This is a genomic window from Subtercola boreus (assembly GCF_003399645.1).
In the GTDB taxonomy this organism is placed as follows: domain Bacteria; phylum Actinomycetota; class Actinomycetes; order Actinomycetales; family Microbacteriaceae; genus Subtercola; species Subtercola boreus_A.
Genome location: NZ_NBXD01000030.1, coordinates 55,491 through 75,378, shown reverse-complemented (window position 1 = coordinate 75,378; position 19,888 = coordinate 55,491). Strand labels below are relative to the sequence as shown.

Annotated in this window: 14 protein-coding genes and 2 pseudogenes; 6 read left to right on the top strand and 10 right to left on the bottom strand. The window is 67.4% G+C overall.

All coding sequences use genetic code 11. The features are described from left to right. Positions 1-13: 13 nt before the first annotated feature. On the bottom strand, positions 14-1,057 hold the full coding sequence (locus B7R24_RS18535; RefSeq protein ID WP_437123536.1) for a phosphoribosylaminoimidazolesuccinocarboxamide synthase: 1,044 nt from the start codon (positions 1,055-1,057) through the stop codon (positions 14-16). Next, positions 1,043-2,314: pseudogene (gene purD, locus B7R24_RS18530) on the bottom strand (phosphoribosylamine--glycine ligase); the annotation flags it as partial. The gene B7R24_RS18535 and the pseudogene purD, both read right to left, overlap by 15 nt. A gap of 432 nt (positions 2,315-2,746) precedes the next feature. Between purD and B7R24_RS14975 the strand changes: the two are divergent. Both B7R24_RS14975 and B7R24_RS14970 read left to right on the top strand, forming a co-directional pair. Beyond that, positions 2,747-3,196, top strand: coding sequence for a sterol carrier family protein (locus B7R24_RS14975; protein WP_116419768.1), 450 nt, complete (start codon positions 2,747-2,749; stop codon positions 3,194-3,196). A 35-nt stretch (positions 3,197-3,231) separates the two neighbouring features. Continuing rightward, entirely contained in the window at positions 3,232-3,675 is a 444-nt protein-coding gene (locus B7R24_RS14970; protein WP_147304061.1) for a hypothetical protein, read from the top strand. A 202-nt stretch (positions 3,676-3,877) separates the two neighbouring features. On the opposite strand, the gene B7R24_RS14960 is transcribed toward B7R24_RS14970, so the two are convergent. The 6 genes from B7R24_RS14960 to B7R24_RS14935 all read right to left on the bottom strand — a co-directional run bounded on the left by B7R24_RS14960 (position 3,878) and on the right by B7R24_RS14935 (position 12,197). Then, positions 3,878-4,132: a DUF3073 domain-containing protein gene (locus B7R24_RS14960; RefSeq protein ID WP_116419766.1), complete on the bottom strand. Its 255-nt coding sequence runs from the start codon at positions 4,130-4,132 to the stop codon at positions 3,878-3,880. Between the two features lie 220 nt (positions 4,133-4,352). Next, complete coding sequence (locus B7R24_RS14955) at positions 4,353-6,557, bottom strand: APC family permease (protein ID WP_216363719.1); 2,205 nt, start codon at positions 6,555-6,557, stop codon at positions 4,353-4,355. A gap of 54 nt (positions 6,558-6,611) precedes the next feature. After that, the gene (locus tag B7R24_RS14950) at positions 6,612-7,751 is read right to left on the bottom strand and encodes a hypothetical protein (protein ID WP_116419765.1); all 1,140 of its coding nucleotides are present in this window, start codon (positions 7,749-7,751) and stop codon (positions 6,612-6,614) included. A gap of 111 nt (positions 7,752-7,862) precedes the next feature. Further along, the gene (gene glpK / locus B7R24_RS14945) at positions 7,863-9,383 is read right to left on the bottom strand and encodes a glycerol kinase GlpK (RefSeq protein ID WP_116419764.1); all 1,521 of its coding nucleotides are present in this window, start codon (positions 9,381-9,383) and stop codon (positions 7,863-7,865) included. A gap of 102 nt (positions 9,384-9,485) precedes the next feature. Beyond that, positions 9,486-10,253, bottom strand: coding sequence for an MIP/aquaporin family protein (locus tag B7R24_RS14940; protein ID WP_116419763.1), 768 nt, complete (start codon positions 10,251-10,253; stop codon positions 9,486-9,488). 168 nt (positions 10,254-10,421) lie between these two features. After that, positions 10,422-12,197, bottom strand: coding sequence for a glycerol-3-phosphate dehydrogenase/oxidase (locus B7R24_RS14935; protein ID WP_116419762.1), 1,776 nt, complete (start codon positions 12,195-12,197; stop codon positions 10,422-10,424). A 128-nt stretch (positions 12,198-12,325) separates the two neighbouring features. Here B7R24_RS14935 and B7R24_RS14930 point away from each other — a divergent pair, with 128 nt between their 5' ends. Next, the gene (locus B7R24_RS14930; protein WP_116419761.1) at positions 12,326-13,303 is read left to right on the top strand and encodes a sugar-binding transcriptional regulator; all 978 of its coding nucleotides are present in this window, start codon (positions 12,326-12,328) and stop codon (positions 13,301-13,303) included. A gap of 73 nt (positions 13,304-13,376) precedes the next feature. Here the strand turns inward: B7R24_RS14930 and B7R24_RS14925 are convergent, their stop codons facing one another. Then, the gene (locus B7R24_RS14925; protein ID WP_116420001.1) at positions 13,377-14,321 is read right to left on the bottom strand and encodes an aldo/keto reductase; all 945 of its coding nucleotides are present in this window, start codon (positions 14,319-14,321) and stop codon (positions 13,377-13,379) included. 139 nt (positions 14,322-14,460) lie between these two features. Here B7R24_RS14925 and B7R24_RS14920 point away from each other — a divergent pair, with 139 nt between their 5' ends. Together B7R24_RS14920 and B7R24_RS18170 are read left to right on the top strand one after the other, a co-directional pair. After that, entirely contained in the window at positions 14,461-16,704 is a 2,244-nt protein-coding gene (locus B7R24_RS14920; protein ID WP_147304060.1) for a transglycosylase domain-containing protein, read from the top strand. A 58-nt stretch (positions 16,705-16,762) separates the two neighbouring features. Continuing rightward, a pseudogene (locus B7R24_RS18170) lies at positions 16,763-16,921 on the top strand (MerR family DNA-binding transcriptional regulator); the annotation flags it as partial. 289 nt (positions 16,922-17,210) lie between these two features. Here B7R24_RS18170 and B7R24_RS14910 read toward each other — a convergent pair. Beyond that, the gene (locus B7R24_RS14910) at positions 17,211-17,729 is read right to left on the bottom strand and encodes a MarR family winged helix-turn-helix transcriptional regulator (RefSeq protein WP_253259484.1); all 519 of its coding nucleotides are present in this window, start codon (positions 17,727-17,729) and stop codon (positions 17,211-17,213) included. A gap of 72 nt (positions 17,730-17,801) precedes the next feature. Here B7R24_RS14910 and B7R24_RS14905 point away from each other — a divergent pair, with 72 nt between their 5' ends. Continuing rightward, positions 17,802-19,874 (top strand): MMPL family transporter, encoded by a 2,073-nt coding sequence (locus B7R24_RS14905; protein ID WP_116419759.1) that lies wholly within the window; start codon positions 17,802-17,804, stop codon positions 19,872-19,874. Positions 19,875-19,888 lie beyond the last annotated feature (14 nt).

The window sequence follows — 19,888 nt, the reverse complement described above, 5'->3', positions numbered from 1 at the left end:
CTGCGCCGGGGCGTCAGGGCGCGGTGAGGCGGGCGATGAGTTCGGCGTAGCGGGCGGCGGTGCGGGCGACGACCTCCGGGGGGAGGGTGGGGGGCGTGCCGCTCTTGTTCCAGTTCGCGGCGAGCCAATTGCGCACGATCTGTTTGTCGAAGCTCGCCGTTCGGTCGCCGGAGTCGTAGGCGGCAGCATCCCAGAAGCGACTCGAGTCGCTCGTCAGCACCTCGTCGGCGAGCGTGATCTCACCGGTGGCACGGTCGGCGCCGAACTCGAACTTCGTGTCGGCGAGAATGATGCCGCGCGTCTCCGCGATCTGCGACGCCCGGGCGTAGATCGCGAGCGACAGATCGCGGAGTGCCGTCGCGATCTCAGAACCGACGAGTTGCACGGTGCGCTCGAAGGTGATGTTCTCGTCGTGGTCGCCGAGATCGGCCTTGAAGGCGGGCGTGTAGATCGGATGCGGCAGTCTGTCGCCGTCGCGGAGACCTGCGGGGAGCGGCACACCGCACACACTCTGCGTCGCCTGGTATTCGATCCAGCCGCTGCCCGAGAGGTAGCCGCGCACGACGCACTCGATGGGGAACATGTCGAGGGGCTTCACCAGCATCGCGCGGGCGACGACCTCGGCCGGAACCTGCGGGATCAGCGACTGCGTGGAGGCGGACGGTGTCGAGGCCGGCGGTGTGAGCAGGTGGTTCGGAAACCCTGCGAGCGCGTCGAACCACCACCGGCTGAGGGTGGTGAGCAGCTCGCCCTTCTGCGGAATACCCGGTTCGAGAACGACGTCGAAGGCGCTCACGCGATCGCTCGCAACGACGAGCACGGCCGGGGCATCCGCGATCGAAGCCGCGCCCTCGGGAACGTACAGGTCTCGGACCTTGCCCGAGTAGACGTGGTGCCACCCCGCGAGAACGGATCGCTGACCCTTGGCGGCTGGTGCCTCGGGGGCGGGCGCCTCAGGGGCGGGAGACTCGGCGCCGACTGTCGCTTCGGCGGGTTCGGCGGCGGCCGGAGCAGAAGCAAGCGGGGTCGCTGCAGACCCATCGACCCGGGCGGCGATGTCGGTGCGGAACTGACCGCCCTCGAGGTGGATGACGGAGAGCGCCTGGTAGGCGCGGGCGCGCGCCCGGCCGAAATCGCCGCCGGTGGCCACGACGCTGAGAACGCGGCCACCGGTGGCGATCAGCCGGTCGTTCTGCAGCGCTGTCGCCGCGTGCGTGACGTGTACGCCCTCGAGAGCGTCGGCCTCGGCGACCCCGGTGATGGGACGACCGGTGACAGGGGTGCCGGGGTAGTTCTCGCTGGCCAGTACGACGGTCACCGCCGCGTCTCGGGAGAAGGTGGGCTTCGGCTGCTGGCTGAGCGTTCCCGTGGCGCTGGCGAAGAGCAGGGCGCTGAGCGGTGTGGTCAGGCGCGGGAGCACGACCTGGGTCTCGGGGTCGCCGAACCGGGCGTTGAATTCGATGACCCGGATGCCTGCCGGGGTGAGGATGAGCCCGCAGTACAGCAGCCCGATGAACGGAGTACCCTCCGAGGCAAGGCGGCGAACGGTCGGCACGGCGATCGAGACGAGTACTTCGTCGACGAACGCCTCCTCGCTCTCGAATTCGTCATCGAGCCAGGGGAGCGGTGAGTAGGCCCCCATGCCGCCCGTGTTCGGGCCCAGGTCGCCGTCGAGGAGGCGCTTGTAGTCCTGCGCGGGGGAGAGCGGCACGACGGTGTGACCGTCGGTCAGGAAGAAGAGCGAGACCTCCTGCCCGACGAGGAACTCCTCGAAGAGAACATCGCCGTGTGACAGCCACTCGTCGGCGTGGGCACGCGCGGCCTCGCGGTCGCTCGTGACGAGCACGCCCTTTCCTGCCGCGAGGCCGTCGGCCTTCACGACATACGGAGCCCCGAACTCGTCGAGCGCCCGCTCGACCTCGTCTGTGCTGGCGGCACGGATCGCTCGGCCCGTGGGCACGTTCGCCGCCTCCATGATGCGCTTGGCGAACGTCTTGCTGCCCTCGAGGGCGGCCGCGGCCCGGCCCGGACCGAAGACGGGGATGCCGCGGGTGCGGAGGGCGTCGGCCACACCTTCCACGAGGGGAGCTTCGGGCCCTACGACGACGAGCTGCACGCTCTGTTCGTTCGCGAAGTTGGTGACGGCCTCTGGGTCGTTCGGATCGAGCGGGGCGACGGCAACCGCCGCCGCGATTCCGGCGTTGCCCGGGGCGACGATGATCTCGTGGGGGCCACCCACAGGCGATTGTTCGGCCAGCAGCGCAGCGACGATGGCGTGCTCACGAGCACCGGAACCCAGAACGAGAATCTTCACTCGACGATTCTATGGCGGCGGCAGGAAGGGCTCGGGGTGGGTCTGGGAACGGTGGAGAACTCGGCTTGATCGCCTGTTGTGGGGGGAGAGGAAAAACTTTCCCGAGAAAAGTGCGGAAGTCGCGTAATGGATTGGCCGGCATCCACTCTCTTCCTGTGTGAGGTGCTGATCATGGCTTCTCGCACCCGTGTGGCGGGCGGTACCCCCCCTAGTCGTCCGCCACACGACACCCCCAGATTTCGCGCGTCGGCCCCAACTCCCCCCCTGCTGGCCGGTCGGCGCGCGAACCAGCTTCGTGCGGCCGGGTGCTTCCCCCGGCGCCAGGCCGCACGAACTCTCTTCGCGGGGCGGTAGGTCTCCCCCCACCGGCCGCCCCGCGAACCCACGCGCGCGCCGGTCGCGAGGCGGCTCGCGGCTCAGTAGCCTTGCAGCATGGCTCGCGCGCGCATTCCGGATGCTGAGGGGTGGGCCGCCGTCGACGCCGCCCGGGTCGCCCTGGTCGCGGCCGGCGGAACACACGCTCCCTCGACGGCGGTGCCGCGGCCGACCCTGGCGACCGCCGTGCGGTATTCCCTGCAGCTGCTCGCCGAGCGCGCGAAGGGCAACACCGTCGAGGTGCGGGTGCCCCCCTTTGCGGCCATCCAGTGCATCGAAGGCCCGGGGCACACCCGCGGTACGCCGCCGAATGTGGTCGAGATGGATGCCGTCACCTGGCTCCTTCTCGCAGGCGGTGAACTCGGGTGGGAGGCGGGCGTCGCGGGGGGAACGATCCACGCCTCGGGGCAGCGAGCCGACCTCCGCGGATTCGTGCCGATCGCCGGCATCCGTCCCGCGGCCGGGCAGTCCGACACCGGAACGGCGGCGATGGATGACCGGCGCTGAAGCCGCATCCCGTGGGAGTGGGCGACAATAGAAGGGTGAGCAATACTGGTGATCCTGCGGCTGAGCCGACGCGTCCGCAACCGAACGATGTCGTGCCCGACGAGCCACTGTTCGAGGGGGAGCAGCGCGTCGGCGATGACACCGTCACGATCCACCGTTCGCCGCGGTACTTCCGGTTCATGACGGCCGGCGCCATCGTCGGGCTGATCATCGCGCTCGTTCTGACCTTCGTGTTCCCCGAACCTCCGGGGTTCAATCCGGCCCAGATCTTCGGGTTCCTCGGCCTTCTGTTCGTCGTCGTCGGGGTCGCCGCCGGAGCCGTCGTCGCCCTCGTCATCGATCGCGCTTCGCGCCACGGCGCGAAGACCATCCGTGTGGAACGTATCGAGTCCGCTCAGGGTGAGGCGGATGCCGCCCCCGCAGGGCAGACCACCGGCGACGCCGAAGGCAGGGCCTCTACCGAGTCACGCGCAGAGTAGCGCTACCCAGGCGAACGGCAGACTGCTGACGCCTGTCGGCAGTCGGCAGTCGGCGTTGCGTCAGACCGGAAGTGCCGGCGAGTGCAGCGCGACCAACGAGTGCAGTGCCGGCGATTGCAGTGCCGGCGAGTGCAGCGCGACCAGCGAGTGCAGTGCCGGCGATTGCAGTGCCGGCGAGTGCAGCGCGACCAGCGAGTTCGCCCTACGCGAGGCGCTTCTCGTCTGGCGCACCCCAGGACGAAGCGAGGTCGTCGTCTTCTTCGTCGTCGTCTTCGAGGTCGGGATCGTCGAGGTCGGCCTCGGGGTCGGTGTCGTACTTGGCCGCGAGTGCGGCGAAATCGGGTTCGGAGTGGGTGCCCAACTCGCGCTCGAGGGCGCTGTAGTTGGTGTCGGGGCTGAAGTACTTCAGCTCGCGAGCAACCTTGGTGTGCTTAGCTTTTTGACGGCCGCGCCCCATGCGTGACCCCCTCACCTTTCGGGCCGGGGGATGAACGCCACCCGGATGAGTTGAATACGAGAAAAACTACACGTGAGTTTAGCATGCAGCGCACGGCGTTCTTCTGTGCGCCGACCGGGTGAAGTGCGACGACCGGGTGAAGTGCGCCGACCGGGTGAACTGCGACGGCCGGGTGAACTGCGCCGACCACGGGATCAACGTCGACCGCGCCGGAATACGCCTAGTTGCGCGTGCGCCTCGACTCGGCGGCTGCGTCTCGCGCGGCCTGCCGCCGCACATCCCGCTGCTGCCGCCCCGCCGTGGCGCCCGCAGCAGCCCCTGCCGCAACCGTGACCGGCTCCGCAGCAGCCCCCGCGTCGCCGAGGTGGATCGAGCCGGTGCGGCCTCCTGCGTCTGCCGGATGCCGCGGCGCGCCGTCGTGAACGGACGGCGTGTGGGCCCGTGCGATGGGCCGCATGGGATCTCCGCGCCGTTCCTGGCCGGGTACCGGGCGTGAACGGCGCCCGTAGATGAGCTCGCTCGAGTCGAGCAGCCACGGCACCAGCGAAACGGTGACTCCGTGCACCAGCATCAGGCGCTTGTTGAGGCGGCGAGCCTTGTGGTTGTGCAGCAGGGACTCCCACCAGTGACCGACGATGTAGATCGGGGTGTAGACCGTCACGACCTCGGCGCCGTACTTCGTGCGGTGCTTCTTGATGTAGGCGCAGAGCGGTTCGGCCACGTCGCGGTAGGGGGACTCGATGATGCGCAGGGGAACGTCGATGTTCTGCTGCGCCCAGTCGCGTTCGAGCTGCGCCGTCTGCTCTTCGTCGATCGAGATGTGCACCGCCTCGAGAGAGGCGTGTCGTGCGGCGATCGCGTAGTCCAGGGCCTTGAGCACGGGCTTCTGCATGCGCCCCACGAGAACGATGGCGTGATCGCCCTTCGCGCCGAACGTGGTGACCGGATCGACCTCGATCTCCTTGTTCACGTCACGGTAGTAGCGGTTGATGCCGAGCATGAACATGTACAGAATCGGCATGATCACGAACACCAGCCAAGCGCCGTGAGTGAACTTCGTGATGGTCACGACGATCAGCACGACACCGGTCAACAGTGCCCCGAACGAGTTGATGGTCAGGCTCCGGATGGTCGCCCCCCGGTCGGGCGCACCGCTCTTCAGCAGCTTCACCCAGTGCACGATCATCCCGCTCTGGCCGAGGGTGAACGAGACGAACACGCCGATGATGTAGAGCTGGATGAGGTTGGTCAGTGACGCCTGGTAGACCAGCAGAATCGCGGATGCCGCCAGTGCGAGCAGGATCATGCCGTTCGAGAACACGAGGCGGTCACCCCGGGTGAGCATCGCTTTGGGCGCGTAGGAGTCCTTCGCCAGCACCGAGCCGAGCAGCGGGAACCCGTTGAAGGCCGTGTTCGCCGCGAGCAGGAGCACCGCGGCCGTCGCGGCCTGGATCACGAAGAACATCAGCGAGTTGTTGCCGAAGACGGATGCTGCGACCTGCGCCATGAGGCTGCGTTGCGGTGTCGTCGCACACTCGGCGAACCCGATCAGGTCGCAGCTGTTCTCGGCGTAGTGCACGCCCGAGATGAGGGCCAGGGCGACGAGTCCGGCGAAGAGGGTGATGGCGATGCTGCCCATCAGCACCAGCGTGCGCTGGGCGTTCTGCACCTTGGGGCGGCGGAAGGCGGGCACGCCGTTGGCGATGGCTTCGACACCGGTGAGGGCCGAGCATCCGCTCGAGAAGGCGCGCAGCAGCAGGAGAATGACCGCCACTTGCCCGAAGCTCTCGGCCTTGACCCCGTAGTCGGCCGACTCGGCAACGGGGGCACCGCCGAGCGCCGTGCGGGTGAGCCCCACCACGATCATCAGCAGTACGCTGCCGACGAAGACGTAGGTCGGGATGGCGAACGCCTTGCTCGACTCCCGAACACCTCGCAGGTTGACGGCCGCGAGCAGGATGACGAACAGGATTGCCAGCTCGACGCGAAAGCCGTTGAGCTGCGGGACGGCCGAGATGATGTTGTCGACGCCACTGGCGACCGACACGGCGACGGTGAGCACGTAGTCGACCAGCAGGGCCGACGCGACCACCAGGCCGGCCTTCTCGCCGAGGTTCTTGTGGGCGACCTCGTAGTCGCCGCCGCCCGATGGATAGGCCTTCACCAGCTGGCGGTAGGAGGCGACCACGACGACCAGGAGCAGGATGACCGCTGCCGCGACCCAGGGGGCGAAGGAGAAGAACGCGAGCCCGCCGATGAGCAGGATCATCAGCAGTTCCTGCGGCGCGTACGCCACGCTCGACAGAGGGTCGCTCGCGAAGATCGGGAGTGCTAGACGCTTCGGCAGAAGCTGCCCCTCCAGCTTGTGGCTGGGCAGCGGTTCACCGATGATCCAGCGCTTCGCTGACTTGGGTTCGTTAGTCACGAGTGACGACACTACACCTGATAAATAGAGCGTCCAACTGAGGCGCCGCGTGCTTTATTCCCGTTCGGCAACGATCCGTTGGCCGGTTTCGAGGCGTACCGCCCAGCGGTAGTGGGCCCGCACCGCCAGGGCTTTCTTCGCGTCGTCGAACAGGGGGTCGTAGAACGCCGAACGGTAGCTCGCGGTGGTCGTCGCCGAGATGAGGAAGTTCAGCGACGAGACGCAGCTCAGGAACACTGCCGTCTTGACGAGGGCAGCGTCGACGGGCAGGCGCACCCCGGCGAGTTCGAGGGGCGCTCGCCCGGGGCCGAGCCACACATCCAGCACAGCCGGTGTGAACGCGATCGACCCGAGGCCGGTGAAGAAGACGCAGACGAGTCCCGAGAAGATCACCACCTGGAGGCTCTGCGCAAGCACGAGCACGACGGTGACGTTGACCCTTTCGAGTCGGCTGAGTTCGGGGGTGGCGTCGGCCGCGTTCCCCAGCCCGATCAGCTCGGTTCGCGTCACCGGAACGATGAACAGCAGTCCGAGCAGCGCGAAGACCCACACAACGCCCGCCAGGCGTACCGCTGGCAGGGCGTTCACGACCTCCCAGAGGTTGCGGGAGAAGAACGAGACGACGACGACGAGCATCAGCAGGGGGAGGGCCCGGCTCGCCAGCTGCGGCAGGGCGCGCAACTGCCTGATGGCCGAGCGCATCGTCCAGCTCGCGAGCGACCCGACGCCGAGCCGGGTCGCGAGCAGGGCCAGCGCCACGCTGAGGCCGGCCGCGAGGTGGTCGAGGAGGGCGAACGGATGACCGACCACCCACGGTGCGACGACGACGTCGTACACGATGAGCACCCACCCGGCCGTCGTCGTGCTGCGCGGCCACTCGCGCAGCCACGTGCCAGCGGCCAGAAGCGCGGCTGCGGGGATCGCCACGAGAACCAGGAGACCCAGTGCCATGGCCACGAGCACGACAGCGCCGGGGAGGGGCGCACGGGCATCGATACTGATGCTCGTGCGCTGGAGCAGCGAGCCGGCGAGCTCGACGCAACACAAAAGGGCGATGACGGGAGCTGTGCGGGCGACCAGCAGCGTGCCGCGAGAGCCGGGGTGCGCGAAGAAGGGAAGTCCGCGGCTGCGGAACCACCGCTCGGCGTCGCGGGCCGAGGCGGCTTCTGCACTGGGTTCGGGGGGTGGGGGCATGGTTCTCCCGGTCGGGCCCCCGGTCGATCTTTACTCCGGGTGCCCGGGAACGCAAGAGGGCGGACACCCGAATGGATGCCCGCCCCCCCGTACGTTCAGTACGGCGAAGTGCTACTCGCGCACGTCTTCGTCGACCCAGTCGAGGGTCTTCGTGACAGCCTTCTTCCAGTTGCGGTAGAGGCGAGCACGCTCGTCTTCGTCCATGTTCGGCTCCCAGCGCTTGTCTTCGAGCCAGTTGGCGCGCAGGTCGTCGAGGCCGGACCAGAAGCCGGTGGCGAGACCGGCGGCATAGGCGGCGCCCAGCGCAGTGGTCTCGGCGACCACCGGGCGAACCACGGGTACGCCCAGGATGTCGGCCTGGAACTGCAGCAGGGTGTCGTTGGAGGTGGCGCCACCGTCGACCTTGAGCTCGGTCAGCGGAACGCCGGAGTCGGCGTTGACCGCGTCGATGACCTCTTTGGTCTGGAACGCGATGGCCTCGAGCGCTGCACGCGCGATGTGACCCTTGTTGACGAACCGCGTCAGACCCACGAGGGCACCACGGGCATCCGACCGCCAGTGCGGCGCGAACAGACCCGAGAACGCGGGCACGAAGTACGCGCCACCGTTGTCGTCGACCGTCTTCGCCAGCGTCTCGATCTCAGGCGCCGAGTTGATGATGCCGAGGTTGTCGCGCAGCCACTGCACCAGCGAACCGGTGACGGCGATCGAGCCTTCGAGCGCGTAGTGGGTCTCACCCTCGCCCAGCTTGAAGCCGATCGTGGTGAGCAGGCCGTTCTCGCTCTTCACGATCTCGGTGTCGGTGTTGAAGATGATGAAGTTACCGGTGCCGTAGGTGTTCTTCGCCTCGCCCTTGTCGTAGGCGGCCTGGCCGAAGGTGGCAGCCTGCTGGTCGCCCAGGATGCCCGCGATAGGCACCTCGCGCAGCAGCGAGTTGTCGCTGGCGTGACCGTAGATCTCGGAGGAGCTCTTGACCGTCGGCAGCATCGACTTCGGAACGTTGAAGTCAGCGAGGATGTCGTCGCGCCACTCGAGCGTCTTGAGGTCGAGGAACAGGGTGCGGGACGCGTTGGTCACGTCGGTGACGTGCTGGCCGCCGTTGACTCCGCCGGTCAGGTTCCAGAGAACCCAGGTGTCGGTGGTGCCGAAGATGAGGTCGCCGGCTTCGGCGCGCTCACGGGCTCCGTCGACGTTCTCCAGGATCCAGACGATCTTGGTGCCGGCGAAGTAGGTGGAGAGGGGAAGGCCGACGATGTCCTTGTACTTCTCGACACCCTCCTCGCCCGCCAGGCGGTCGACGATCGACTGCGTGCGGGTGTCCTGCCAGACGATGGCGTTGTAGACGGGCTCACCGGTGTTCTTGTCCCACACCACAGCGGTCTCGCGCTGGTTGGTGATACCGATCGACACGATGTCGTGGCGTGTCAGGTTGGCCTTGGAGAGGGCCTGGCCGATGACCTCGCGAACGTTGTCCCAGATCTCTTTGGGGTTGTGCTCGACCCAGCCCGCCTTCGGGAAGATCTGCTCGTGCTCCTTCTGGCCCGTCGAGACGATGGCGCCTTCGTGGTTGAAGATGATGGCGCGCGACGAGGTGGTTCCCTGGTCGATGGCGATGACGTACTGCTCGCTCATGTGTAACTCCTTTGTTGTTTCGTAGCGTGAAGCGATGGTTCAGTTTGCGCAAAAGCACCGAAACCGTGTTGTTTGGGTGCTTTTGCGCAAAGTAGGACGGGTCTAGCCGAGGATGGGCAGCAGCGGGATGGCGAGAAGACCGGCGAGCACCCCACCGATGATCGGACCGACGATCGGAACCCAGGAGTAGCCCCAGTCCGACGGGCCCTTGCCCTTGATGGGCAGGATGGCGTGTGCGATGCGCGGGCCGAGGTCACGTGCCGGGTTGATGGCGTATCCCGTGGGGCCACCGAGCGAGGCGCCGATGCCGACGACGAGGAGGGCGACGGGCAGTGCGCCGAGGGCTGCGAGGCCGCCGGTCGCGCCCTGGCGACCGAAGCCGATGACGACGAAGACCAGCACGAAGGTGCCGATGATCTCGGTGACGAGGTTCCACCCGTAGGAACGGATCGAGGGACCGGTCGAGAACACGCCCAGCTTGTTGGCGGGCTCGGGCTCTTCGTCGAAGTGCTGCTTGTAGGCCAGCCAGCAGAACACGGCACCGATGATGGCACCGATGAGCTGGGCACCGATGTACGCGATGACGCTCACGAAGCTGACGTCGACGAGGGAGTCTGCCCCACCGAACGTCTTGGCGCCGTTGGCGACGAGGCCGAGGGTCACAGCGGGGTTCAGGTGTGCGCCCGATGCGTACGAGACGATGACACCGGCGAAGACCGCGAGGCCCCAGCCGAAGTTGACCATCAGGGTGCCCCCGTTGAAGCCCTTCGACTTCGTGAGGGCGACGTTGGCGACGACGCCGCAGCCGAGGAGTACGAGGAGGGCTGTGCCCACCAACTCCGAAACGAAATCAATACCGAGATTGTCCACGTTGACCTTTCTTCTGAGGCGACTTCGCCTGTGTGTGTCGCCCTGTGCGCGGGGGCGCAGTATCGGAGCACCTGAAACCTAGCGCCGACTGCGCCCCGCGTACAAGACGTCTGTCATGCACATCCGTGCATAAATCACGCCTGTCGGATGCGGTCGCACCCGACAGTCCTACTTCGCGGGAGTGAACTCCTCGGCCACCTCTGACGGCACCGATGCCTCGAGCTTCAACCCGTGGAAGAAGGCGAGGTTCTCGGTCGCCAGGGTTCGCTCGGCGGCCAGCTGTTCGGCCGACCAGCCGAGGTGCGTGCCGACGATCGTGCTGAGCTCGTCGAAGACGGGCTGGGTCAGGCCGCCGGTGAAGGCGACGATCGTGCGGCGCAGAACCACGTCGGTGAGGTGCACGACGTACTCGGTGTTGACGAGGTAGTCGAGCTCGGCGGTGCTGTAGTCGGGAAGCGAGGTGAGCGCCGCGTCGTCACTGTGCTCACCGATGTGGGTGATCACCTCCGACGCCTTGGTGCCGTAACGCTTCAGCAGCTGGGCGGTGCGCGCCGGGGTGAGGCCGGCCGAGTGCTCGGCGACCCAGGCCTTCGTCGCCGACTCCGTGGCCGGGAAGCCCACGCCGCCGCCGATCTGCAGGTTCTCGGTGCTGACCGAACGGGTCAGCTTCAGCAGGGCCAGCGTCTCATTGGTGAGGTGCTCGCTCAGTGCGCGCCATGTCGTCCACTTGCCGCCGACCAGGCTGAGCATCGGCGTCTTCTTGTCGCCGGCGAAGGTGGTCTGCTCGATGCGGTAGTCGCGCGACACAAACCCGGGGGCAGTGTCGTCGTGCTTGGGCAGCGGGCGGATGCCTGAATACCGGAACACGATCTGCGAACGATCGATCGCGATGGTTGGGAAAACGTGCGAGACCAGCTCGAAGAAGTAGTCGACCTCTTCTTCGGTGCACACCGCGGGCTCGCTGGGGTCGGCGTCGATGTCGGTCGTTCCCACGAGAACGCGCCCGTTCAGCGGGTAGATCAGCACGATACGGCCATCGTTGTTCTCGAAGAACATCTCGCCACCGGCACAGGCGTCGAAAAGCTCCTGGTTGTCGAGCACAACGTGCGAGCCCTTGGTGCCGCCCATGAAGCTCGACGACTTGCCGAGCGCCGCGTTGGTGAGATCGGTCCAGGGGCCGGAGGTGTTCACTACGACGTCGGCCTTGACTGTGAACTCGGTACCACTGACGGTGTCGCGCAGAACCACGCCCTCGGGGCTCGAGCCGATCGCCTCGACATAGTTGGCCTTGCGGGCCTTCTCCTTACCGGCCACCATCCCGTCGCCGATGATGTCGAGCGCGAGGCGCTCGGGGTTCTCGACGGCGGCGTCGTAGTAACGAGCGGTGTACTTCACGCTGTCACGGAGCTTCGGGAACTTCTGCATCGTCTTCTTGTGGCCCTTGAACTCGTGGCGGGGCACGGTGCCACCGTCGCGCGAGAACGAGTCGTAGCCGGTGAGGCCCACCTTGATGAGCAGGGCGCCGCGCTCTTTCGTCTTGCCGCCGGGCTTGTGGGTCAGCAGCCGGAGGGGAGCCGAGAGGATGCCCGAGAAGGTGGAGAAGATCGGGATGGTCGTGGGCAGCGGCTTCACGTAGTGGGGTGCGAGGCGCAGCAGTCGGTTGCGCTCCTGCACCGACTCGCGAACCAGTCGGAATTCACCGTTCTCGAGGTAGCGGACGCCACCGTGGATCATGTGGCTCGAGGCAGCGGATGCCCCGGAGACGAAGTCGCTGCGCTCCACGAGAACGACGTCGACACCCTGCAGCGCCAGGTCGCGGAATGTTCCTACGCCGTTGATACCGCCACCGATGACCAGAACCTGGGCCGTCGGGCGATCGAGAATTGCCTGAACATCGCTGCGGAGTTCGGTAGTCGCAGCCTTTTCAGCGTTGTAGTCAGTCACTGTTCACTCGCCTTCGTGTAAGTCCCAGGTTGCTCCGACGCAATCCGTGTGACTCAATACATACTGAGAACTGTGACAAGAATGGTCAAGCTACTTGCACACATGTGCAGAACGTGGGAAGGCGCCCGATGGCAACCTCGATCTTCGAGCATCCGCCCGCCAGCGAGAGAGTGCGTGACGCCCTGCGGGCTGCACATCTCTATTACATGCAAGACCTGACGATGGAGGCGATTGCGGCCGAGCTGCACACCTCCCGCTCATCGGTCTCCCGCCTCATCAGTTACGCCCGCGAGGCGGGTCTCGTCGAGATCCAGGTGAAGACGCCGGCGGAGCGCATCTCGACGGCGCTGCAGCGCATCCAGGACAAGCACCACGTCACCGTGCATGTGGTTCCGGTGCCCGATTCGGCGAACGAGATCGACCGGCTGGAGCGGGTGGGAATGTCGGCCGCGCGCATCCTGAACCAGTATTTCGACTCGAACATGACGATGGGCATCGCCTGGGGCAGCACGATGAGCGCCGTGAGCCGGCACCTGCAACCCAAGGTGACCCACAACTCCCAGATCGTGCAGCTGAACGGTGCGGCGAACACCCGAACGACAGGCATCGTCTACGCCAGCGAGATCATGAGCCGGTTCGGGGCGGCCTACGGCGCCTACGTGCAGCAGTTTCCGGTGCCGGCGTTCTTCGACGATCCGGCCACCAAGCAGGTGCTCTGGCGTGAGCGCAGCATCCGTCGCGTACTCGACATTCAGAAGCGGATGGATGTCGCGCTCTTCGGGCTGGGAACACCGCTGTCAGAGGTGCCGGGCCACGTCTACACGAGTGGGTATCTCGACGAGTCCGACTTCCAGAGCCTCACGGCGTCGAACGTGGTGGGCGACGTGGCGACCGTGTTCTACCGTGCCGACGGATCGAGTTCGGATGTGCCGATGAACCTGCGTTCGAGCGGGCCGCCGCTCGAACAGCTCGCCCGCGTCTCCAGGCGGGTCTGCGTCGTCTCGGGCAAGTCCCGGATGCCCGCCCTGCGGGGAGCGCTCGCAGCGAAGCTCATCACCGACCTCATCGTCGACGAGGCGACCCTGCACGGCCTGCTCGACGATTAGCCGCCCCACGTTCTGCGCAAAAGCACCCAAACCGGAGGTCTTGGGTGCTTTTGCGCACAACGGTGAGGGCGGGCTAGGCGTGCCAGGCGGAGACGTCGTCGAGGCGGGCGACCTCCTCGGGCGTGAGTGCGAGGTTCGGGGCCGCGACGAGGTCGGCCACCTGCCCGACCTTCGACGCGCTCGCGATGGGCGCCGTGATGGTGGGTTTGGCGAGCAGCCAGGCGAGGGCCGTGGTGGTGATGCTCGCACCGTGCGCACTGCCGATCTCGTCGAGCGCGTCGACGATGGCGAGGCCCTGAGGCGTGGCGTACTTCGCGGCTCCGGCTGAGCGCGCGGTGCCGGCGAGGTCGTCGGCGGAGCGGTACTTGCCGGTGAGAAACCCGCTGGCAAGGGCGAAGTAGGGCACCACGCCGAGGTTCTCGCGCTCGGCGAGCGGTGCGTACTGCTCCTCATACTCGTTGCGGTGCACGAGGTTGTAGTGCGGCTGCAGGGCGACCGGCAATGCGAACCCGTTCGCGCGGGCCACCTCGAAGTACGCCTCGATGCGCTCAGGCGAGTAGTTCGACAGGCCGATGTACCGCACCTTGCCGCACTTCACCAGTTCGTCGAAGGCGCCCGCCGTCTCATCGAGAGGGGTCTCGTCGTCGTCGAAGTGGGCGAAGTAGAGGTCGATGGTGTCGACGCCGAGACGCGCCAGCGACGCGTCAGCGGCCGCAGCGATGTTCGCCGCCGCGAGACCCATGTAGTCGGGGTGCCGGCTGACCTTGGTCGCCACGACGAATTTGTCGCGGTTGCCGCGGGCGGTCATCCACTCACCGATGAGTGTCTCCGACTCGCCCCCGTGGTTGCCCGGGGCGAACGCAGAGTAGGAGTCGGCGGTGTCGATGAAGTCACCGCCCGCTGCGGCGTAGGCGTCGAGGATGTCGAAGGAGGTGCTTCGGTCGGCTGTCCAGCCGAAGACGTTGCCGCCGAGAGAGAGAGGAAAGACGTCGAGGTCGCTTGCGCCGATGCGGGGCATGGTCATCCTTTCGAGATGCTCTCAGGCTACGCCCGCTGTTGCCAGCAGTTCTCCAGACGGTTCATCACCGTTGAACAGGAAGGGAACCTAGCGTGTGAGGCTGCGCCAGGCCGACCCCGGCCGGCATGAGGGAGACTGCGTGTTGACACCGATTCGGGCCGCCCTCGGGCTGGTCGCCGGCAGCGTCGTCGCCGGAGTGCTGGTCGCAGCCATGGTCACCCCGGCCGTGGCGCTCGCCGGCGTGGGGGTCAACACCACGCTCGACGCCTTCGAGAATCTGCCCGGGTACATCAAGCCCGATGCGCTCTCGCAGACCTCGAGCATCTACGCGCAGAACGCCGACGGCAGCCAGACCCTGCTCGCGTCGTTCTACGACCAGAACCGGCAGGACGTGGGGTGGAACGATGTGTCGCAGTACTTCAAAGACGCAATCGTGTCGACCGAAGACCCGCGTTTCTACGTTCACGGTGGCATGGATGTGCAGTCCACCGTTCGGGCCCTCATCGCGAACAGCGTGACGGGCGATATCGCGTCGGGCGCATCCACGATCTCGCAGCAGTACGTGAAGAACATCCTCGTGCAGCGGGCGGAGGCGATCAGCGATCCGACGGCGGAGGCCGCCGCGTACGCCGAGGCCACCGCGACGACCCCCGACCGCAAGCTGAAGGAGCTGAAGCTCGCGATCGGGTTGGAGAAGGAGTACAGCAAAGACGACATCCTGCTCGGATATATGAACATCGCCCTCTTCGGCGGGCGGGTGTACGGAATCCAGGCGGCGTCGCAGTACTACTTCGGGGTGAATGCCAGCGACCTGACACTGCCCCAAGCGGCGAGCCTGGCGGCCATCGTGAACGAGCCCGAGGGGCTTCGCATCGACGAGCCAGCGAACATCGCCGCGAACACGGCCCGCCGCGACAAGGATGTTCTCGCGTCGATGCTGAAGGAGAGCGCCATCACCCAGCCGCAGTTCGACGCGGCGGTCGCGACTCCCGTGACCCCGAACATCACCCCGCTCTCGACCGGCTGCCAGACCGCGAGCGACGGGGCGGGGTTCTTCTGCGACTACGTGAAGAACATCATCCTGAACGACCCGGCCTATGGAGCGACGGCGGATGATCGGGCGAACGCCCTGAACCGGGGCGGCTACACGATCGTGACGACCCTCGACCCGAGTCTGCAGGCGGCGGCGAACCAGGCGGTGACCGACTACGTGCCCCAGTCGATGTCGAGCGTCGACATCGGAGGAGCGTTCGTGACGGTGCAGCCGGGAACGGGCAAGATCCTGGCGATGGCACAGAACAAGACCTACAGTCAGGATCCGGCCGCAGACCCTGCCACCAACACGGCCATCAACTACAGCACGGATGCGGCCTACGGAGGCTCGTCCGGCTTTCAGAACGGGTCGACGAGCAAGCTGTTCGTGCTGCTGGACTGGCTGAAGACCGGGCATTCGCTCTCGGATGTCGTGAACGGGTCGAACAACCAGACGTTCACCAGCTCGAACATCACGAACAGCTGCGGTGAAACCGTCTCGACGCCCTACAAGGCCGGAAACGACGCCGGCGAGGTGGGCGGCAATGCCACCGTGCTCACGCAGTTCGAAGACTCGGTGAACAACGCCTTCCTCAACATGGCCACGAAGCTCGACCTCTGCGACATCAACAAGATCGCGTCGGACTTCGGGATGCACAGGGCCGACGGCAACGCGATGGACACCGGGCTCTATGCCACCGTTCTGGGCGGCAATGAGGTCTCCCCTCTGACGATGGCCGCCGCCTATGCGGGGGTCGCCGCGAACGGACTGTTCTGCACCCCGGTCGCCATCTCGAGCATCACCGACGCGGCGGGGGCGGCAGTGGATGTTCCCCAGAGCAGCTGCACGCAGGCCATCGACCCGGTGCTGGCGCAGACGGCGCTGTATGCGATGCAGGGCGTGATCCAGTCGGGCACGGCGACGACGGCGAACCCTGCCGACGGAACACCGCACTTCGGCAAGACGGGCACCACCGACGCCGAGAAGGACGTCTGGCTGGTGGGCGGCACAACCCAGCTCGTGTCGGCATCCTGGGTCGGCAACGTCACCGGCAACGTCTCGATCAGGCAGACGGCGGTCACCGGGGCGAACGGCGTGAAGGTCGGCAGCGGGCTGTCGCGGCTGTACGTGTGGAAGGAGTTCTACAGGGGAACGGGCGATGCGCGGGGCGGCTCGTCGTTCCCGCTGCCGGCGTCGGCGCGCGGGCGCGGGTCGACGGGCTCGGGTTCTGGCACTGGTGCGGGTGCCTCGTCGCCGACGCCGTCCGCTTCCGCGCCCGCCCCGGCGAGCACCGGGGCGCCCGATGCGCCCACTGGGTCGCCCATTCCCACCCCCGCGCCCACCGGTTGAGCGTCGGACAGCCCGAGAGTGTGACCCTGACGCTGCGTCACGCTCTACCGTGGGCTGCATGAGCGAGAAACGAGAGTCCGCCAAGCGGCCGCAACAGCCGCGCGAGTGGTCGATCCAGCAGATCGCGGCGCTCGCGGGAACCACCAACCGCACCCTCCGCCACTACGGCGACCTCGGCCTGCTGGTGCCCCGTCGGGTCGCTGCCAACGGCTACCGGGCCGACGAGCGCTTCGGACGCGCCCGCGATCGCCACGGCGCGGCACGGCCGTCTACATGGGCGAGGCGCTGCGCGTCTACGCCGCCACCGGGGCCGACTGACGCCGCTTCCGTCGACTGCCGCGCCTGTTGCGCGGAACGGGCGTGGGCGCGCCACCCGTCGCCGGTGTTTGGCCGAGAATCGACACGATTCGGGGCATCCGCCGCGCTATCTGGCGCGGCATCCCGAATTCGTGCCGGTTTTGCTCGTGACCCCGGGGGGCCGGGGGCCGGGGGCGCCGCGGGGCGTGTCAGGGGGCGGGCGGGGTTTCCGCGATGACGCGGCGGTAGACGGCGGCGACCCGGCCGAGGTAGGTCTCGATGGCGGAGCGTTCGGCCGGGGTGAAGTCGTCGAGCACGGCGTCGACGCCGAAGATGAGGGGGCCGAGGGCCGCGAAGGTGGCGGCGACGGATGCCTCGCTCGGCACGACCCGCACGCTGCGCCGGTCGCTGGGGTGCGCCTCGCGCGTCGCGTGCCCCGCCTTCTCGAGCCGGTCGATCACGAGCGTGGTGGCGGCGGTGGTGATGGAGAGCCGGTGCGCGAGCTCGGTGGGGCTCAGCGGCCCGGCCTGGATCAGGTGCTGCATCGCGTCGAGGTCGGTGCCGTTCACCGAGAGGTGCGCGGCCAGCACCCTCTCGAAGTCTGCGGTGAGGGTGAGCAGCTCGCGAAAAACGAGGCTCGCCTGCTGCATCTCGCCCTCGACCGGCACGCGCGGCTCACGCGGCACGCGCGGCGCCGACGGCAACTCAGCTGCTTCCGATCCCGTCATGACATTCATCCTAGCTTCTGTTATTGTCAAGGTGCTTAATAGTCAGGCAAGTGAGAGAAATGGGGCTCCCGGATGCGACGCGTCACCGATTCTGTCAGCGGAAAGTTCACGGCGTGGATCGTTCTGGCCCTCGCGATCGTGGCGGCGGGCATCCTGTTCGCCACCGCCCCGACCAGCAGCGGAACCGTCGCCCCCACCGCAGGGCTCCCAGCCACCACCCAGTCCGCTCAGGTGGCCGAGCTGCAGAAGCAGCTGCCGAACTCCGACGCCGGTTTCGCGCTCGTGGTCTTCGACCGTGCCGGGACGGTGTTGACCGAGGCCGACAGGGCCGCGATCGCCGGGCGCTCAGCCGCACTGGCGCCCGAGTCGCTCGCCGGCCAGTTGCCGCCGGCGCAGTATTCCGACGACGGCACGGCAGCGCTGCTGTCCCTGCCGCTGCCGGCCGCGACGAACTCCGACACGCAGGGCGAGCGCGTGGTGGCGCTCCGCGCGCTCGCCGGCGCCGACCTGCCCGACGGGCTCCGCTCGTACGTCACCGGCCCCGAAGGGTTCCAGGCCGATGTGGCTGCGGCGTTCCAGGGCGCCGACTTCCGCCTGCTGCTCGTGACCGTCATCGTTGTGGCGGTGCTGCTGCTCATCACCTACCGCAGTCCCTGGCTGTGGCTGGTGCCGCTGGCCGTCATCGGGGCGGCCGACGCCCTGGCGGGCATCCTGGTGAAACAGCTGGCGAGCGTGTTCGGGTTCACGATCGACGCCTCGATCTCGGGCATCCTGTCGGTGCTCGTCTTCGGCGCGGGAACGAACTATGCGCTCCTTCTCATCGCGCGTTACCGCGAGGAGCTGCGAGGGCACGAGAACCGGCGGGTCGCCATGTCGCGGGCGCTCCGCGGGGCGGGCCCGGCGGTGCTGGCGAGCGGCAGCACCGTGACGCTCAGCCTCCTGACGCTGCTGCTGGCCGACCTCTCGGGCAACCGAGCGCTCGGTTTCGCGTGCGCGATCGGCATCGTCACCGCAATGGTCTTCGCGCTGCTCGTGCTGCCCGCGGCCCTCGTCATCTTCGGACGCGGCCTGTTCTGGCCCTTCGTACCGGCCTACGGTTCCGAGTCGAAGACCGAGCACGGCTTCTGGTCCCGCCTCGGCCACGGGGTTTCGCGCCGGCCCGTGGCGGTCGTCATCGGCAGTGTCGTCGTGCTCGGCGCCTTGGCCTTCGGGGCGTTGAACCTCAGTGTGGGGCTGTCGCAGGTGCAGCAGTTCCGCGGAAATCCCGAGTCGGCCCAGGGCCAGACGGTCATCGACAGCGCCTTTCCCGCCGGCCAGAGCGCGCAGACGGTGGTGATCACGCCGACGGATGCCGTCACCGACGCCCAGGCGATCGCCACGTCCACCCCCGGGGTGTCGGCCGTCACCGTGGGCCAAGCCGCCGGAACGACCACCCAGCTCAGCGTCACCCTCGACGCGGAGCCGCAGTCGGATGCTGCGTTCCAGACCATCATGACGCTGCGCGAGGCATACGCGGCAGCGCCCGGTGCGGCCTCGAAAGCACTGGTGGGCGGAACGGATGCCACGGCGCTCGACGAACAGACCGCCGCGACCCATGACGAGCAGCTGATCATCCCGATCATCCTCGGCATCGTCTTCGTGGTGCTGCTCGTGCTGTTGCGGGCGCTCGTTGCGCCGGTGCTGCTGATCGTGACGGTCGTGGCGAGCTACTTCGCGAGCCTCGGAGCGGCGAACCTGGTGTTCAGGACGATCTTCGACATTCCGGCCTTCGACACGAGTGTGGTGCTGTTCAGCTTTCTGTTCCTGGTGGCGCTGGGCGTCGACTACAACATCTTTCTCATCACGAGGGCCCGGGAGGAGGCGGGGCGGCTCGGCACTCGGCCGGGGATGATCCACGCGCTCTCGGCGACCGGCGGGGTGATCACGAGTGCCGGCATCCTGCTCGCTGCCGTCTTCGCGGTGCTGAGCGTGCTGCCGATCATCGCGCTGACCCAGATCGGTGTGATCGTGGGCATCGGGGTATTGCTCGACACCCTGCTGGTGCGCACGGTGCTGGTGCCCGCGCTGGTGTTCGTGACGGGCGACCGGTTCTGGTGGCCGGGCGCGCTCCGCCGAGGCGCTGTGTCGGTCCCCGATGCGCGGTAGCGGCGGGCTTCGAC

What these genes read in the sequence shown, in the direction of transcription:
- B7R24_RS14975 (WP_116419768.1), top strand. Translation starts at nt 2,747, where the DNA reads ATGGCTCGCGCGCGCATTCCGGATGCTGAGGGGTGGGCCGCCGTCGAC.
- B7R24_RS14960 (WP_116419766.1), bottom strand. Translation starts at nt 4,132, where the DNA reads ATGGGGCGCGGCCGTCAAAAAGCTAAGCACACCAAGGTTGCTCGCGAG.
- B7R24_RS14950 (WP_116419765.1), bottom strand. Translation starts at nt 7,751, where the DNA reads ATGCCCCCACCCCCCGAACCCAGTGCAGAAGCCGCCTCGGCCCGCGAC.
- glpK (WP_116419764.1), bottom strand. Translation starts at nt 9,383, where the DNA reads ATGAGCGAGCAGTACGTCATCGCCATCGACCAGGGAACCACCTCGTCG.
- B7R24_RS14930 (WP_116419761.1), top strand. Translation starts at nt 12,326, where the DNA reads ATGGCAACCTCGATCTTCGAGCATCCGCCCGCCAGCGAGAGAGTGCGT.
- B7R24_RS14925 (WP_116420001.1), bottom strand. Translation starts at nt 14,321, where the DNA reads ATGCCCCGCATCGGCGCAAGCGACCTCGACGTCTTTCCTCTCTCTCTC.
- B7R24_RS14910 (WP_253259484.1), bottom strand. Translation starts at nt 17,729, where the DNA reads ATGACGGGATCGGAAGCAGCTGAGTTGCCGTCGGCGCCGCGCGTGCCG.
- B7R24_RS14905 (WP_116419759.1), top strand. Translation starts at nt 17,802, where the DNA reads ATGCGACGCGTCACCGATTCTGTCAGCGGAAAGTTCACGGCGTGGATC.